Source organism: Paraburkholderia sp. SIMBA_027 (assembly GCF_046535315.1).
In the GTDB taxonomy this organism is placed as follows: domain Bacteria; phylum Pseudomonadota; class Gammaproteobacteria; order Burkholderiales; family Burkholderiaceae; genus Paraburkholderia; species Paraburkholderia tropica.
Window position 1 is genome coordinate 189,949 of the sequence record NZ_JAWRWY010000001.1, and the last position, 16,569, is coordinate 206,517.

The following is a 16,569-nucleotide window of genomic DNA, read 5'->3' on the forward strand; positions in this document are numbered from 1 at the left end:
CCACGGCCGGTCGCAGCGTCGTGATGGATACGGTATGGCTTCGAGCGACGGCGAGCCATACCTCAAACCAGGTATTTATTAGACAAAAGCAGCATGAAATGCTCAGGATCGCCGACCGTTTCTCAACCTTCCCCCCCGACGATCACGGCCACCCCGGGCTCAAGTTCAAAGCGCCAAGGCACTCGAATCTCGCGCAGTCTCGTCAATGCCAGCGAACATAAATCGCCTGCGCACAACACTCCCTGCCTCTGCCAACGCAGCCTTGCACATTACAAGGCAAAACTGATCGATGCAGCGCCGCCATGCGGATGCGGCAAGGTCATCATCGGAATACCGTAAATCGCGCTCAGCGTTTGCGCGTCCATCATCTGCGCGGTCGCCCCGTTCGCGAGCAACCGGCCGTCTTTCAGCGCGATGAGCTCGTCGCAGAATCGCGCGGCCATATTGATGTCGTGCAGCACCACGACCACGCCGAGTCCCCGCTCCTCGCTCAAGCGCCTCACCAACGCCAGCACGTCGATCTGATGCGCGATATCGAGCGCCGAAATCGGCTCGTCGAGCAACAGGCAGTCGCTATCCTGCGCGAGCAGCATCGCGATCCAGACGCGCTGACGCTCACCGCCGGACAGGCTGTCCACGGCGCGGTCCGCGTAGCGCGCGACATCGGTCTGCTCCATCGCCTCCGTCACCTTGCTCTCGTCCGTGCGCGAAAAGCGGCCCAATGCGCCGTGCCACGGATAGCGCCCGAGCGCGACCAGCTCGCGCACCGTCATGCCGTCGGCGGTCGGCAGATTTTGCGGCAGATAGGCCACCTTCCGGGCGAACGCACGATTGTCCCAATCGGCAATCGGCCGCCCCGCGAAACGCAACACGCCCCCGCCAGAATGCTGCTGGCGCGCGAGCAGTTTGACGAGCGTCGATTTGCCCGAGCCGTTATGGCCGATCAGCCCATACATGCGCCCCTTCGACAGCGACAAGGTCAGCGGCTTGAGCAGCGCGCGCCCACCGACCTCGAACGTCACCTGATCGAGCGAGAACAAGGGGCTAGCGTCGGCTTCGTTGGGGCGAGCGGCGGTCGCCGCCGTGTGGGTATCGGTCATGTCAGGCGCGTGCATGTTCATGGAAGACTCATTGGCTGGTACGAAACATCTTGACGACGGACGAAGCGCGTGTGGCTGCGCTGTCTTTTGCGAGCAGTTCTTCTCCGGTACCGGCTTCGACGATCTGCCCGTAATCGAGCTTGATATAGCGGTCGGCGAGATGGAAATAGCGGTCGTCGTGCGTGATGACGACCACCGTCTTGCCCTTCGCTTTCAACGCAGGCAGCAGCTCGCGATAGAAAACGTCCTTGAAAAGCGGGTCTTGATCGGCGGCCCATTCGTCGAACAGATAGAACGGCCGGTCCTCGAGATACGCGACCAGCAGCGCGAGGCGTTTGCGCTGGCCTTGCGACAATTCGAGTGTCGAGAACGCGCCGTCCGCAATCCGCACCTTGTGATCGAGATGTAGCAGTTCGAGCAGGCGTTGCGCCGATTGATCAAGTCCGTCGAGCCGCATACCTAGCAAACTGTCGAACAGGAAGAAGTCGCTGAACACCACGGAAAACAGCTGCCGATAGTCGTCGCGCTGCGCTTCGCCCACGGGCTCGCCGTTCACCAGCACGCGTCCCTGCTCGGGCGGATAGAGACCCACGATCATCTTCGCGAGCGTGGTCTTGCCGCTGCCGTTTCCGCCAATCAGATAGACCAGCTCGCCGGATTTGAAGGTGAGATCGACGGGACCGAGCGTGAAGACTTCATTTTCTTTTTCGCGGAAGTACTGATGCGTGACGCCGTCGAGCACGATCGAATCGAACGCGTGCAACGGCGTCGTGGCGCGCGCCATTTCGACGGGCAGATCGAGGCTGAATTGCTGTATGCGCTCCAGCGCTACGCGCGCCGAACTCACATTCGGAATCGCGGCAAGCAACGCTTCGATCGGCATGATCATGTACAGAAACACCATCGCGTAACCGGCCATGACGTGCGGGCCGACCGGATACAGCCGGTTGAGGACGAACAGCGTGCAGCCGATAAACGCGAACAGCATGAAGCTGCCCCAGCTAGCGGCGGCGGCGTACAGCACATAGCCGCGCGTGCGCTGCACGCGCACAGCTTCGACGTTGCCGGCCAGCGTCTCTTCGACGAAGGCGGCGCGGCGCAGGCGATGGAGCTTGAGTTCCTTCGCTCCGTCGAACAGCGCGCGGAACTGCTTGATCAGATCGTCTTCGCGGCGTCGCGACGCACGCAGATGGAACACCGCGCGGCTGTTCGCAAACCAGAAGCCGGCCGCGCCCACGCCGATCATCGGAATGGCGAACATCAGGATGCGCCACGACAGAAACCCGAGATAGCCGAGACAGCCGGCGATCACCGCGCCCTGCATCGCGAGCGTCGGCAGGCTGATGAACAGCACGACGATCGTATCGAGATCCTGGGTCAGCACGGCGAGCGCTTTCGCTCCGCCCTGCAGTTCGAGTTCGCGAAACGACGCTTCGCCGATGCGCCGCACGGCGTACATCCGCAGCGTGGCCTTGGCGCGCTGTCCGAGATACATGAACTGCGTCTGCGAGAGCGTACGGGTGACGAGCACCAGCGCGCCCACCAGCAGGAAGCGCCAGCCGAGTTCGATCAGGCGGTCGCTCGACGCGCCAAGCGCTTCATTGATGAGCGCGATCAGCGCGGCGTTGCCGAGGCCGCTCACGATGCTGGTGGCCAGCGCCGTGATCAGCATCCAGCGCGACTGGCGAACGAGATAGAGAAAGATGGACATGGGGATTTCCTGAGGCCGTCTCGCCGTCCGCGCAGTGTGGCACGGCGCGGGCGGATGGCCATTCATTGTTCTGCGAATCAGGTTGCACGCGATGGCAAGCGACGAAGTCCGCGAGACGACTTCGCCGCTGGCTAACGTCTCAACAGCCACAACAAATAAGGACCTCCAATCATGGCGGCAAGCAATCCGGCCGGCATCTGCTGCGGGAAGATCAGGTTGCGGCCCGCCCAGTCGGCGAGCACCATCACCAGCGCGCCAGTCAGCGCCGCCACTGTCAACTGGCCACGTGCGCGCGGAAAGCCGAGCAGCCGCGCGAGATGCGGCGCGAGCAGCCCAATGAACGACAACGGGCCGACCACGATCGTTGCGCCCGCCGTCGCCATGGCGGCCACCAGCATCAGCAGGAAGCGCGCGCGCCCCGGTTCGACGCCCAATGCGCCCGCCATGCCCGCGCCCAGCGGCAACATCGTGAGCCAGCGTCCGCAGACGAGCGCCGCGAGCGCCGAGGCCACGGCCCAGACCACGGCCGCCGAGGCCACGCCCGGCCCGATCAGATAGGTCGAGCCCAGCGTCAGGCTGCGTAACAGGAAGGCGAACGCGCCGCCGCTGGCCGTCGCGAGCGCGATCACCGATTGCGAGAGCCCGGTCAGCGCCACGCCCGCGAGCAACATCGACGCGGGCGCGAACCGGCTGCGGCGCGCAAACAGCATCATCGCCGCGAGGCCGATCAGCGAACCGGCAAACGAGGCGCCGAGCAACGCGGGCGCGGTCGGTGCGGCAGACGTCAGCGTTGCGCCGAACAGCCCGAGCATTGCGCCGCCGCTCACGCCGAGCAGTTCCGGACTGGCCATCGGATTGCCGCTCGTCCGCTGCAGCACAGTACCCGCGATCGCCAGCATGACGCCCGCCGCCGCCGATGCGACCAGCCGCGGCACGCGCCAGAGCGACACCGCGCCCAGTTCGCGCGCGCCACTCCAGTACCAGCCAGTCTCCGTGTTCGCGTAGCACAGCGAGACGAGCACGGCGAGCGCGAGCGCACCCAGCAGGATCATGACGGCGGTCGCGAGGCGGCGTCGCGCGATGGCCGGTTCGGCGTGCAGCAAGCCCGCCCCGCCGCCGTCGAGCGGCAGGCGGCGCAGGAGCCAGAGCAGAAGCGGACCGCCCAGCAATGCGGTGGCCGCGCCAGTGGGCAGCAACTCGCCGCCCAGACCGGGCAGGCACTGGACGAGCTGATCGGTCAGCGCGAGCAGCGCCGCGCCGGTCAGTGGCGCCCAGAGCAACTGATCGCGCAGACGCCGTGCGCCCGCGAGGCGCGCCAGCACCGGACCCGCCAGCCCCACGAAACCGATCACGCCCACCGCGCTCGTGGCGAACGCCGCCAGGGCCACCGCCACGCCCAGTGCCAACGGCCTTACGCAGGCGAGCGAGAGACCGAGTTGACGCGCGCCCGCATCGGGCAGCGCGAACAGTGTCAGCGGCCTCACGAGCAACACGGCGCACACGAGTCCCGCCGTCACGCGCGGCAGCAGCCACAGCACGCTGTCCCAGCCGTTCTGGCTCAGCGATCCGCCGCCCCAGATGAATACGGCGATGAGCGTGCGTTCGTGCGCGATCGTCAAGATCACGGCGACTGCGCCGCAGTACAGATTGACGATCATCCCCGCCAGGACGACCGGAACGGGCGCGAAGCCCTTGCGCCAGGTGAGGCACAGCGTGACGAGCATCGCCAGGGCGGCGCCCACGAGCGCCACGCCGAGGCGCTGGCTGGCGAGCAGCGCGGGCGCCCAGATCGCGGCCACGGTCATGGCGAGGCTCGCGCCCGCCGAGACGCCCAGCGTCATTGGCTCGGCAAGCGGGTTGCGCAATACCTGCTGGAACAGCGTGCCCGCCAGCGCCAGCGCGCCCCCCACGAGCAGCGAGACGGCCAGACGCGGCCACCACGCGTAATGCACGACCATGCGCTGGAGCGCGACCACGGGCGAGTCCGGGTTCGCATCGAACCAGTGCGCGGGCGCGAGATGGCCGCTCAGCGTATGCAGCGCGATCAGCGCGGCGCACAGCGCGAGCCACGCGGGCAGACGCCAGGGTCCTCGAATGGGAAAACGAGCAAGCAGTGGCGCGATGGCCGCTTCGTCGGCGATACGCTTCATGATCTCGCTCCGCTCAATGCACCGGCCAGTTGCGTGGCGAAGCGCATGGCCGAGACGGGGCCGCCGGTCGGCGACGCCTTGCCGATCGAATGCAGCCGCCCGTCCTTGACGAACGGCAGCGCGCGCCACAGCGGACTCTGTGCGAGTTCTGGCGGCACGCCGGACGACGCCATGCCGACCAGCACCGCGCCCGCCTCGGGCCGCTGCGCCAGGGCGGCGAGATCCGTTTCGGCGGCGCCCTGTGCGTCGGTACCGCCCTGCCATGCGTTGGTGAGACCGAGTTCGCGCATCACGCCGTCGAACAGCCCTTGCGGCCCGTAGACCGTCACATGGCGCCCATCGATGGGCCGCAGCGCGTACAGCGACCAGCGCGCTGCGCCGGATTCGCGCACCTGCGTGGCGCTCCGCACGATGGTTGCGTCGAGACGCGCCAGCAGCGCGTCGGCCTGCGGCTCGCGGCCCAGCGCGTGTGCGAGGTAGCGCGTCTGCGTGCGCATGTTCAGATAGGCGTCGCCCCGCGACGCAGCAACGCCCGGCGCATACAAGGTCACGGTCAACGTCGGCGCAATCCGTTCGAGCAACGGACGCAGCATGGCGTGCCATGCGGTGATGACGATCAGATCGGGCGCGAGGCGCTGCAAGACTTCGAAATTCGGCTGATACAGCAACCCCGTATCGACGACCTCGTCGGGCAGCGGCGGATCGCCGTCGAGTTGCGTGTACCAGATGGGCCGCGCCACGCCCACCGGGACGACGCCGAGCGACAGCACGATCTCGGTGAGGTCCCAGTCGAGCACGACGATACGGCGCGGCGCTCCGACGGCTGCGCGCGCAACTTCATTGGCGAATGCAGCGGGCGAAGGCGGCATCAGGCAAGCAGGCGCCACCAGCCACGCGGCCAGCCTGCCGAGCACGCGGCGGCGCCCGGCGTCGGGTTCCCGAGCCGGGCGCCGCCGCGCCACGATGGCTTCATCGAACAGGTCGGCGATGTTTACCACGTCGTTACCACGTATAGCGCGCCGAGCCGACGATGGAACGCGTCGCGCCCCAGTAGCAGTAGAACGTATTCGTGCAATACGAAATGTATTCGTGATTGAACAGGTTATTGATGTTCAGACCCAGTCTCCAGTTCTGCCAGTCGTAGTGGAACGCGAGGTCGACCAGCGTGCGCGCCGGCACCTGGAACGTGTTCGCGCTGTCGCCCTCCGAACTGCCCATGTAGCGAAGCCCGCCGCCAAGGCCGAAGTTGCGCAGCGGCCCGCGATGGAAGGTGTAATCGGCCCACAACGCGGCGCTGTTACGCGGCGCGATGGTCGGACGCTTGCCTTCGTAGGTCGAGTCCTGCGTCACGCGCTGGTTCAGATACGTGTACGAGGCGATCAGCTTGAGTTCTTCCGTGATGTTCGCGTGCGCTTCGGCTTCGATCCCTTGCGAGCGCACCTGACCGGTCTGCACCTGGAAGTTCGCGTTGGTGGGATCGGTCGTGGCCACGTTGTTCTGGCGCAGGTCGTAGGCCGACAGGCGGAAGTAGCCCGCATAGCCCTTCGGTTGATAACGCACGCCGACTTCGAGCTGCTTGCCCGTGGTCGGCACGAACGGCGCGCCGTTCTCCGTCGACCCGAGCACCGGCTCGAACGACCGCGCATAGCTGACGTACGGCACGATGCCGTTGTCGAACTCGTAGGCCAGACCCGCGCGCCACGTGAACGCGTGATCAGTGGCATGCGTGACCGCGCTGTCGTCCTGCTGGTTGGTGCTCGCATAATCCTCGCGAATACCGACCGTGAAGACCCAGTGCCGGTAGCGCATTTCATCCTGTGCATAGACGCCGACCTGAGCCAGCGAATAGTCGAGACGCTCGTCCGGCGTGATCGTCGACAGCGAGGCGTAGTCCGGGTTGAACAGATTCAGCGTGCCGGCGAGGCCGCCGCCCGTATCGTCGCCGCCCAGCACGCGGCGATAGTCGAGGCCGAACAACACCGTATGGTCGACCGGACCCGTGGCGAACTTCGCCTGCGCGTGCGTATCGACCTGGAACTGGCTCCAGTGCTCGTTATCGACATTGCCCCACATGTAGGCCGTGTCGTTGTTGGTCAGGCCGCTCGTGACCGAGGTCTGGTAATAGCGCTCGTCGATATGCAGGTAGCGCAGATTCTGCGAGACGCTCCACGTGTCGTTGAACGCGTGCTGAAACTGATAGCCGAACCAGTACTGCGTGCGCTGCATGCCGTCGGTGTTCGGGTCGCCGAAGTACTGGTCCGGGCCGAGCTTGCCGTTCGGGTTGTCCCAGATCGTGCCGCTGGCCGTGATCGGATTGAACAGCCCGCCGTTCGGGTCGCGCTGATAACCGGCCTGCAGCGTGAGGCTGGTCTGGTGATCGGGCTTGAACGTGATGGACGGCGCGATCGCAATGCGCTGGTCCTTGATGTCGCTGACCTGCGTTTCCGAATCGCGGCCAATCCCCGTGATGCGATACAGCACCGTGCCGTCCTTGTCGAGCGGGCCGCTGAAATCGAAACCGAGCTGGTAGTTATTGTGATTGCCGATGATTGCTTCGACCTCGTGATACGGTGTGTCGGTCGGCAGCTTGCTCACGTAGTTGACCATGCCGCCGGGGTTGCCCTGCCCGTACAGCACCGAGGACGGCCCGAACAGCACGTCGATACGATCCATCAGATAGGTGTCGATCCGCGGCGTGGCGAAACGCGGCGACTGATACAGCGCGAGGCCGTCCATGTACGAGTCCATGTCGAAACCGCGCGCGCGCAGCTGGTCGAAGCGTACGTCGGTGCCGTCCTGCGTGTAGACGCCGGTCGTGTAGCGCAGCGCCTGGTCGACCGTCTGCACGCCCTGATCGTCCATCTGCTGGCGCGTGACCGTTGAGATCGACTGCGGATTGTGGATCACCGCCGAGTCGGTCTTCGAACCCGTCTTGCTGCGCTTCGCGACGTAGCCCACGCCCGGCCCCTGCGGGTCCTCGACGGCGGCGGATTTCACGTTGACCATGGGCAGCACGTTGCCGTTCGTCGAAGCCGAAGGCGCGGATGCCGCCGCTGCAGCGGAAGCGGCATCGGTCGAGTCGGCCGCGTGCGCTCGCAGCACGCTGCTCCCCAGCAGAGCAGCGATAACGCTCAATTTGAGCGGGTTGGAAAGATCCCCGATTTTCATCTTCTATAGCCTTTGTGTGCCTTGCCAGGCACAATTTAAATGATAAGCGTTTGCATTTGCATTCGCACTATGTTTCTCACTCAGTTGATCTATAGGATGATAGCGACTACCATTTCACACAGGTTGACAACAAATGTTCAGTTTCAGCCATCTTCTGGCCGGATCTAAACGGTCACTCCGGGAGTCGCATGAAGGAATTTCTGCTCAAGCGCTATCCGCACCAGCGCAGGCAACTTGCGCGGCAGGTCACGGTGCGCGCACTCGCCTACCACGACGGCGAGCGCGAACTGTGGCATCAGCATGAGCACGGCCATTTGATCGTCCCGCTGCGCGGCGTGGTGCGTGTGCTCACGCCCAACCGCACCTGGACGCTGCCGCCGTCGCGCGGGCTGTGGCTGCCATCATTCATCGACCACGAATTGCACGCGGTCGGGAGCCTGCATCTTTGCACGGTGAATGTGGAGCCCGGCACGACCGGATGGCTGTGGGCGAACGGCAAGGTGCTGCCCGTCGAGCCGCTGCTGCGCGAACTGCTCAAGGGCATGCTGCACGACGGCACGGATTACGAGCCAGACAGCCGCACCGCGCTGGCCGTTCCCTTCCTCCTGAAGATGCTCGAAGAAGCGCCGCTGCTGGGCGAGGAAGGTCTGCCGCTACCGCGCGATGCACGATTGCTCGCGATCTGCGAGCACATGATGACCGAGCCGGCCACCGATTACACGCTCGACCGGTGGGCGGACGAAATCGGCACGAGCGGCCGCACGCTCGCGCGGCACTTCAAGGAGGAAACGGGTATGAGCTTCGGACACTGGCGTCAGCATATGCGCGCCGCCGAAGCGACGACGCGGCTCGCGCTGGGCGCTGCGGTCACGTCGGTCGCACTCGATCTCGGATACAGCACGCCGAGCGCATTTACGGTGATGTTCCGGCGACTGTTTGGCGCTTCGCCGCAGCAATATATGTCATCGTCCAGCAACGAATAAGCGAACGGATGTCTCAAGCGTACACGTGTGTTTGGTTCGCCAGACAGAACACTCTGCAATAGTTGGGCATTCGCGAACGACCGCGCTGTAGCCGTAAACGGTCATTGGGTTATGAACGCATGAGAGGCAGCTTTGGGTCGCATGCGGACTCTCGCCTCAACTCGAAGTGCGTCACTCTATGCGATGTGCATGAGACGGCACTCGGCCATGAGGAGGAGCTCACTCGGCAGCTATAAGTGGCTGCAAACTGCTGCTCTTCGATCATCCGATCGGTTGGTGGACCGATCGACCACGAACCCGAATCTGCGCGTGCAGCGGACCGGACCTAAAACTGTCCTGTCACCTGGAAGCCGAGCGTCACTCTCGACGCCGGAAAATCAGCCGGTTTATAGACGGGGGCGCCAGCGAACACGTCATAACTGAGCGTTCCGAACCGTCCGGAAATCGCTCCCTTGAAGCCGATGACCGCGCCAGCCAACTGCGTGCCCGCGAGATACTGTGCGGACGGCCCCCAGACGTGGCCGTAATCGAGCCCAGCATAGACCGCCTGGCCGCTCTGGCCGATGGAATACTGCACTTCGTTGCGCAAGTAGAACCCACGCTCTGCCGCCAGCATCGTTTCGCCGCTGAAACCTCGCACCGTGTAACGACTGCCGATAGTGAGGTCATCAATGTAGTTCAGTTCGTCTGCGGTGTACTGCCCGTGCAGCGTGCCAACGTAGCGGAAGTTTTGCCCTGCAATGGCGAATGGCGCTACGAGATTCGCGTCGAGCGTCGCCATACGGAAACGGTACGTGGGGCCATCCGGCGTGTCAGTCTGTGCGCCGAACCCGCCGACACCCTGACGATACGCGAGCGTACCGTCGAACTGCGATGCGCCGAAGTAATGACGGTTCGTCACGCCCGCCTCGACAAAGGTGTTGTCGCGGCGCTGCTGCGGAATCTCCGTATCCTCGACGAAGCTCGCGCCAAACCGCTTGATGAACTGGAATTCAAAGCCTGTCACGTCCGACTGGCTGCGATACACCACACGTTCCAGCTTGAGTCCCACGGTCTGCGCGTTTCCGCTGGAGACAAACGTTTGATTGACGCCCGCGACCTGCTGATAGTACGTGTTCGTATAACCGTAGAGCGTGCCGGTCCAGAAGCCCCACGGCACCGCGTAGGAACCGCTCCAGCCGTGTGTTCCGAGCTTGTGATTACCGAACTGCAAATCCTGGTTATAGCCCGCAGACAGTACGTCATTGACGCCTAGCACGTTATAGAGCCCGAGCGTCACATTGCCGATATAGCCGCCCGTCTCACGTGTGCCGGAGTTATCCGCAGACACGACCAGCGACCATGGTTTCGAACGCTTGACGGACACGACCACGTCACTTTCACCGGGCGACGTGCCAGGAACTAGCTGCATGGTCGCATCCTGATTTGGTACGCGTTTCATCTGCTCAAGGCCCTGTTCCAGATCGCGGAGGTTCAGCACGTCACCATCGCGCGCGGGGAAGGCCGTTTTGAGCGTGCCGCGTGTGTTCGCGTCAGCAAACTTCAGATGACGGATGACACCTGGTATCAGCGCAAATTTCAGCACTCCTTTGGACAAATCCTGCGTCGGCAGGAGTGCGCGCGTCGTGATGTAGCCGCGACTCAGGAGAACACCTTGCAAGCCCTTGGCCAGCACATCAAGGCCCTCTTTGCCAACGCATTGTCCGCTATAGTGCTGGAGCCATTCGGGCAGAAACGAGAACGGGTCCATCGGCAGCGCCGACGCGCCCTTGACGCGCGTCGCGGCTGGCAGCGAATCCGGCACGCCGACCGTGAATACCTCAATACGGAAACACGGCGTTTCGACGGGTAGCGCAGGCCATTCGTCAGCCTTCGGCGCGTCCGAGCGCACGACCGGCGCCGCCACGGCAGCCGCGCGCTGCTGGGCCTCGCGGCGTTGCTGGACTTGCTGTTGTTGTTCGGCGTCCACGTGTACCGCCGCGTTGGGCGGCGTCTGCGAATGAGCGAGCGACATCGCGGCTGTAAGCGGCAGTGCCGCCAACCTGGTATGGATTTTCACGGGTATAAAACTGGCAGGATTAGGGCGTGAAAATCACGCCACATAGCCTTTTATTTTTTAACGAAATTCTCGTAAATTTCCGTCAATTTCCCGACAAAATCCCGATTCAGAGGTGAAGAAATTGAATTCCAGCTGCACATACCAACCGACTCAACAATCTTCTTGAGCTCATCAGTTCCGTTGAAATATAAAACATCCCACAGAACATCAACAGGAATATTGTTCCCAACATCTCCATTAGACAATAATTCAGCAAGAAATCGCGCGCTATCGTGCGCTGATATTTCTGGCCTATGCGTAGCCTCGATGAGTCCGCAGTTGACATTTAGGCACAGAAAATTCACAACCGCTCGCCTCCAATTTTCGGGAGTAGCTCCAAATTGCCCTCCGAGAAAATTCGGCAGCGTTGCGTTGGGCGTAAAGTCATCGAGACTTGCTACGATGAGTTGCCGTTGATAGTCACTTTCAGGGAAATTCATTACATTACTCTCACTCACTCGGAAATTTGAACTTCGCAACATTTCCATTATTGATATTTTTTACGGCTGCACTATTAATTTCAACAGTCGCTGTTGTATCTGCCGTTGCAACCGATGCCTGACCCGCAGGACGGTAGGTGATTGCCGTACCATCTGGCATGATTGCCACCCAACTACCTTCACCCGTTATGCTCTTTATAACCTTGACAGGAGTTTGACCATTAAACGCCTCAGTAGCAAATTGCTCTGCTGTTGCGCTAGGGTCAGCCGTCGGCTCCATTGGAATTGGCGTGCCCAGTCCGCCGATCCCGGCAGGCAGTTTTCCATCTTCGCCCAAGATGGAGGAAGGCACCTGTGAATTGTCGCTACCGTTGTTTGCCAAGGTTGCATTGTCAGGAACATAACCCGGAGTTCCTGGCGTCACAACAGCAGGTGTTACTGTGCAGCCGCCATTCGGTGTGCAGACGATGACCGATGGCGTAACAACCGCGCCCGCCGAGCCAGAAGGAGTATTGCCTCCGTCGTTCGCCTGCACAAGCGGATTGGCGTCAGCGGGTGGATTCTGCCCGTTATGCGCCTGCACCTGACCTACTACTCCGCTGACCGTCGAGCTGATGGCAATACTGACCTTCAGCCTTGCTTGTTGGACAGCGTTATATGCGGACACAATCTGCTGACCGAGCGCGTCCAGTTCCGTCTTTGCGGCCTCGTCGCCCTTGTCGTTGTTCTCGTTATAGAGATTGACGCTCGATCCCGTTGCCGCGCCGGCCGCCCCTCCGACAAGCGCGCCGCCTACACCGGCCAGCACGTTACCGGCGAGGTTGCCCAGTAACTGCGAATCTGTCGTATCCGCAACACCTTTACCTGCAGCCTTGATCTGGTCAGCGAGGAATGACGAGAGCCCCGCCCCCGCTGCTCCACCAGCCGCCGTAAAGCCGCTACCGCCACCGAGCCCGCCAATCAGCGCGCCGCCGATAATCTGCAATTCCGCGCGGGAGCTTCCCCCTTCCAGCCATTGTTTCGCCGCCGCTGCGTCCGCTGCAGCTGTTGCGAGGTCGCCACTTGCTAAGGCAGCCTTGCCCTCGGCGATCAGTTCGTCGCGTCTCGCGTCCGCATAGGTGCCAATTCTCTGGGCGACAACCTGACCAGCCGCCTGCGCGGCCTGCATGAGGTCGCCCTGATCGGACAGCATCGCATTCACATCAGGCGTTTTAGACACGTTGCCGCTGGTATTCGTCGTGTCGCGACTCAGGGTCGATACATCCTGCGTCTGCGCAGCCTGGTTCGTGATGCTGATCGCGCCTGCGCTGATCGCACTGCGCGTCGTCGCGCTATCGTCGCCGCTCTCGTCCTGCGAAATCATGGGGGACACCCCAGGGACACCCGCCACCGAAGCAGGCCCTGTCGCTTTGCCCGTACTGCCCCCAACCGTGCTGCTTGTACCGAAGCCTGCCGAAATCCCGTTGCTGGCAGCGCTGTAGTGGGACGAATTGTCGATATTGCTGAATGTGAGCGTGCCCGTCGTGAACGCATTTTCTGACTCGCCGGCATCGCTCGCAATATAGGCGCCCGTCAGGTTCGTGTTGCCGGCAACTGCGATATTGAAACCGCCGCTGCCCGCTTGAATGCCTGCCTGCTCGTTGACCTGCACATAGTTCGAATCGGCGTGTCCGTTTTGCGCCGTAACGCTCACACTTGCACTGCGCTGGCTGCCAGAGACACTGAAACCAGAACTACTCTGATGCGCGGCGCTCGAAGCCGTATCCTGGACGCTTTCAATATCGAGATTGCCACCGACGACCGCCGACACCGCGCCGCCATTCACGTTCGAACCGATAATGTTCGTATCGCCGCCGCTCACGATCGACACGCTGTTCGAGCCGGTGACGTGGGTGTTATTGACGGTCGTTTCCGTGTCGTTCGCGTCACCGTGCGAATTCGACACCGAGGCCTGTCAGGTTGCAAAACGACACAAACGACAATATGGGCCGCAAAGCGCCCACTGACTGCGGCGTCTCTAAATGTCCAAAACGGGTTAGCTACAGAAACTCAACGATTGACAGAGCCGCGATGGCAGCACCACTCTCAGCTTCCGCGCGCCGGCCGACAAGGGACATTCGACTACGCCGCCTGAATTGCCGACACTCGCATGACCACAATTCCCTGGAGAGGCGAATTGCTTCGGGTCGGCAGTACACACTGCCGACTGCCCGATTTCCGACGGTGAATTTGAAGAGCGGGCTGACACAGCCCTCCCAGAAGAGACCCACGCGGAGAGTCATAGACACGCCCGTGCGTTCCGCCGACATCTGATCCACTTATGCGACAATTTCCGCCGAATCTAAAGCCGAAAGCGAAGGGCAGCGCTGCCGCCAACGCATACCATCCGGTGGAACCATGCTTAAAGACGATGTTCAAGCGGTCTTGGATACTTATTATGCAAGAGCGCTTGCCGCGGCCAAGTCCGGCTTGATTCAATATTTTCACGAGTTGTCGGCGCCGTTTCTCCTGAGCGTATCTCAGGCTTACCTCGATGCGCCCGTCCGGGTCATGTTCATCGGGAAGGAAACTAACGGGTGGTGTGGCAAGCTCGGAGCCTTTTACGAGCGCCCGGACATGATCGATATCGCGAGGGCTCGCTACGAGGATCAACATGCCCGTGGCACCGGTAATAGTGAGTTATTGCGGCAATGGCAGCGATTCGCCGACGCGTTCGCGAGAGGCGACCGAGCCGCTGTTTGCTGGAACAACCTAATGAAAATGGACTGGCACCGTCCGAAACGCGGCTATTCCAGAACCTCGATCGGTCATTCCGCACATTTGTTTGATTTTTCGGTAGCAACCGTCAAGTTCGAAATCGAATTGCTTAAACCGGATCTCATCATTTTCGGTAGCGGCCACACGTACGATCGCGCCTTGAAAGCTGTGCTTCCCGAACGCCAGACTGTGAAGGTCGAGCCAAAAGCTCTTTGGCACTTCCGGTCGAATGGCATCGAGTGTTTCAGGACATTCCATCCTGGCGCACGGGATAAGCACGTCAAAAAGCACTACCGGGAAATTATTGACACCGCTTCGAACGCATTTGAGGAGCGCCTGCCGATGCGGAAAGCTTCGGCATAGCGACGTTATTTCAATACTCTTCAACACGGTCGTGCGACGGGTCGGCTGCTGTGTGGACGATACGGAACGCGGCCCAATGTGGGCCTTCCCGTGCTCACGCGTCGGCTTGCCGAGTCCTGCCGGGCGCCATCGGGATTACACCGGAGGTGCTCTGCGGAGCGGCGAGGTATCGCTGAGTCAATTGTCGCTAGTCCGCCGCCATGAGGCGGGACGGCAAGGCGCTGAAAGCCTTGCTTCACATGACTTCCGGCGCTTGTTTCCTGCACATATCGACGACGTTTCGCTAACTATCGCTGCGTAGAAGTCGAAGCACGCACGCCGCCCGGCAAGTCCACTCACGCCTGCGCCTGCGCTATGAGCGCGCGCACGGCATCGCGCGCTTCGCGCCCGAGTTCGACCATGTCGAGCCCTGGAATGGTGTCGTCGACCACCACGGTCTGGCCTGCCGCGAACAACGCCTTCAACGCGGGCCGCCCGCCGCTCGCCACCGGGCCGATGGCCGGATCGTGCAAGCCAAAATAGCGCGGATCGTCGAGCCGGTAGATCGCGAGATCGGCGGGCGCGCCGGGCGCGATGCGGCCGAGATCCGTCAGGCCGAGCACGTGCGCGCCCCCCGCCGTGCCCCAGTGAATCACGTCTTCCACGCTCGCCGCGTGCGCCCCGCCCTCGAAGCTGCCGCCCGCATACTCGGGACGCGCCGCCATGCCCACGCGGGCGCGCTGCGCGAGCCACGTCATATGCACCTCCGAAATCATGTCGGCGGCCTCGTTGGATGCTGCGCCGTCCACGCCGATCGAGACAGGCGCGCCCGCCTCCGCCAGTTCGGTCAGCGCGCAGATGCCGCTGCCGAGCCGCCCGTTGCTTTGCGGACAGTGCGCCACGCCCGTGCGCGTCTGGCCGAGCATGGCGATCTCGTCCGCGTCGAGCTTGACGAGATGGGCGAACCAGACGTCGTCGCCAAGCCAGTCGTATTCGCCGCAGAACGCCACGGGCGAGCAGCCGTGCATCGCCCGCGCGCTGTCCTGATACGAAACCGTCTCCGACAGATGGCTGTGCAGGCGCAGGCCGAGCCGCCGCGCGAACGCCGCGCTCTCGCGCATCTGCTGCGGCGAAATCGAATAGAGCACCGTGGTCGGCGCCATGACGACGCGGCGCGACGCGCGCGGCGACGGATCGTGATAGCGCGCGGCCAGCCGCTCGATATCGGCGAGATAGTCGTCGAAAGACTCGGGACGCAAGGCCGTCGGCAATTCGGCCTCGAGCTGGCGCGTGCGCGTCGCGCCGCCGCGCAGCAGCACGAAACGCAGACCCAGCCGCTCGGCCTCGTCGAAGAGAATCGCCGAGCTGTCGAACGGCATCTGCGGGTAGTACAGGTAATTGTGATCCGCGACCGTCGCGCAACCCGAGCGCGCCAGCTCGATCAGGCCGATGCGCGCCGCCAGCCGGAATCGCGCTTCGTCGAAGCCCGCACGAAACCGGTACGGCGTGGCCGCGAGCCAGGGCGTGAGGCTCGCGTCGAGCCCCGCGCGGTCGCCCTTGAGCAGCGACTGGAACAGATGGTGGTGGGTGTTCACCCACGCCGGGTAGATCACGCAGTCGGTTGCGTCGATCACGCGCTCGCCCGGCAGCGGCGCGAGCGCGCCAATCGCTTCGATGCTGTCGCCGCGCAAGCGGATGTCGGGACCGGCGAGCCGCGTCGCTTCGCCCGCGCGCGGGTCGCCGCCCGTCATGATCGCGGCGGCATGGCGGATCAGCGTGGTGGAAATCGTGGATGTCATCGGTGACGCCTCATGAAAATG

Annotated in this window: 10 protein-coding genes and 1 pseudogene; 2 read left to right on the forward strand and 9 right to left on the reverse strand. The window is 63.0% G+C overall.

The window, feature by feature from the left end:
- Positions 1 to 269: 269 nt before the first annotated feature.
- The 5 genes from SB764_RS00875 to SB764_RS00895 form a co-directional block, all read right to left on the reverse strand.
- Entirely contained in the window at positions 270 to 1,100 is an 831-nt protein-coding gene (locus SB764_RS00875) for an ATP-binding cassette domain-containing protein (RefSeq protein WP_110328986.1), read from the reverse strand.
- A 28-nt stretch (positions 1,101 to 1,128) separates the two neighbouring features.
- Positions 1,129 to 2,811 (reverse strand): cyclic peptide export ABC transporter, encoded by a 1,683-nt coding sequence (locus tag SB764_RS00880; protein ID WP_410862338.1) that lies wholly within the window; start codon positions 2,809 to 2,811, stop codon positions 1,129 to 1,131.
- Positions 2,812 to 2,942: 131 nt separating this feature from the next.
- Positions 2,943 to 4,961: a Fe(3+)-hydroxamate ABC transporter permease FhuB gene (gene fhuB / locus SB764_RS00885; RefSeq protein WP_410862340.1), complete on the reverse strand. Its 2,019-nt coding sequence runs from the start codon at positions 4,959 to 4,961 to the stop codon at positions 2,943 to 2,945.
- Positions 4,958 to 5,959 carry an iron-siderophore ABC transporter substrate-binding protein gene (locus SB764_RS00890; RefSeq protein ID WP_410862342.1) on the reverse strand — a complete coding sequence of 334 codons (1,002 nt, stop codon included), beginning with the start codon at positions 5,957 to 5,959 and terminating at the stop codon, positions 4,958 to 4,960. The genes fhuB and SB764_RS00890 overlap by 4 nt, the downstream gene beginning before the upstream one ends.
- A gap of 4 nt (positions 5,960 to 5,963) precedes the next feature.
- Positions 5,964 to 8,063, reverse strand: coding sequence for a TonB-dependent siderophore receptor (locus SB764_RS00895; RefSeq protein WP_410862344.1), 2,100 nt, complete (start codon positions 8,061 to 8,063; stop codon positions 5,964 to 5,966).
- A gap of 254 nt (positions 8,064 to 8,317) precedes the next feature.
- Here SB764_RS00895 and SB764_RS00900 point away from each other — a divergent pair, with 254 nt between their 5' ends.
- Positions 8,318 to 9,112 carry an AraC family transcriptional regulator gene (locus SB764_RS00900; RefSeq protein ID WP_065062944.1) on the forward strand — a complete coding sequence of 265 codons (795 nt, stop codon included), beginning with the start codon at positions 8,318 to 8,320 and terminating at the stop codon, positions 9,110 to 9,112.
- Positions 9,113 to 9,437: 325 nt separating this feature from the next.
- Here the strand turns inward: SB764_RS00900 and SB764_RS00905 are convergent, their stop codons facing one another.
- The 3 genes and pseudogenes from SB764_RS00905 to SB764_RS00915 all read right to left on the reverse strand — a co-directional run.
- The gene (locus SB764_RS00905) at positions 9,438 to 11,126 is read right to left on the reverse strand and encodes a ShlB/FhaC/HecB family hemolysin secretion/activation protein (RefSeq protein WP_410862592.1); all 1,689 of its coding nucleotides are present in this window, start codon (positions 11,124 to 11,126) and stop codon (positions 9,438 to 9,440) included.
- Positions 11,127 to 11,221: 95 nt separating this feature from the next.
- A complete protein-coding gene (locus SB764_RS00910; protein WP_124261934.1) occupies positions 11,222 to 11,650 on the reverse strand; it encodes a hypothetical protein in 429 nt (142 codons plus the stop codon).
- A gap of 10 nt (positions 11,651 to 11,660) precedes the next feature.
- A pseudogene (locus SB764_RS00915) lies at positions 11,661 to 13,601 on the reverse strand (hemagglutinin repeat-containing protein); the annotation flags it as partial.
- Positions 13,602 to 14,047: 446 nt separating this feature from the next.
- On the opposite strand from SB764_RS00915, the gene SB764_RS00920 reads away from it, so the two are divergent.
- Positions 14,048 to 14,770 (forward strand): hypothetical protein, encoded by a 723-nt coding sequence (locus SB764_RS00920; RefSeq protein ID WP_065062935.1) that lies wholly within the window; start codon positions 14,048 to 14,050, stop codon positions 14,768 to 14,770.
- A gap of 335 nt (positions 14,771 to 15,105) precedes the next feature.
- Here the strand turns inward: SB764_RS00920 and SB764_RS00925 are convergent, their stop codons facing one another.
- Entirely contained in the window at positions 15,106 to 16,548 is a 1,443-nt protein-coding gene (locus SB764_RS00925) for an amidohydrolase family protein (protein ID WP_410862346.1), read from the reverse strand.
- Positions 16,549 to 16,569 lie beyond the last annotated feature (21 nt).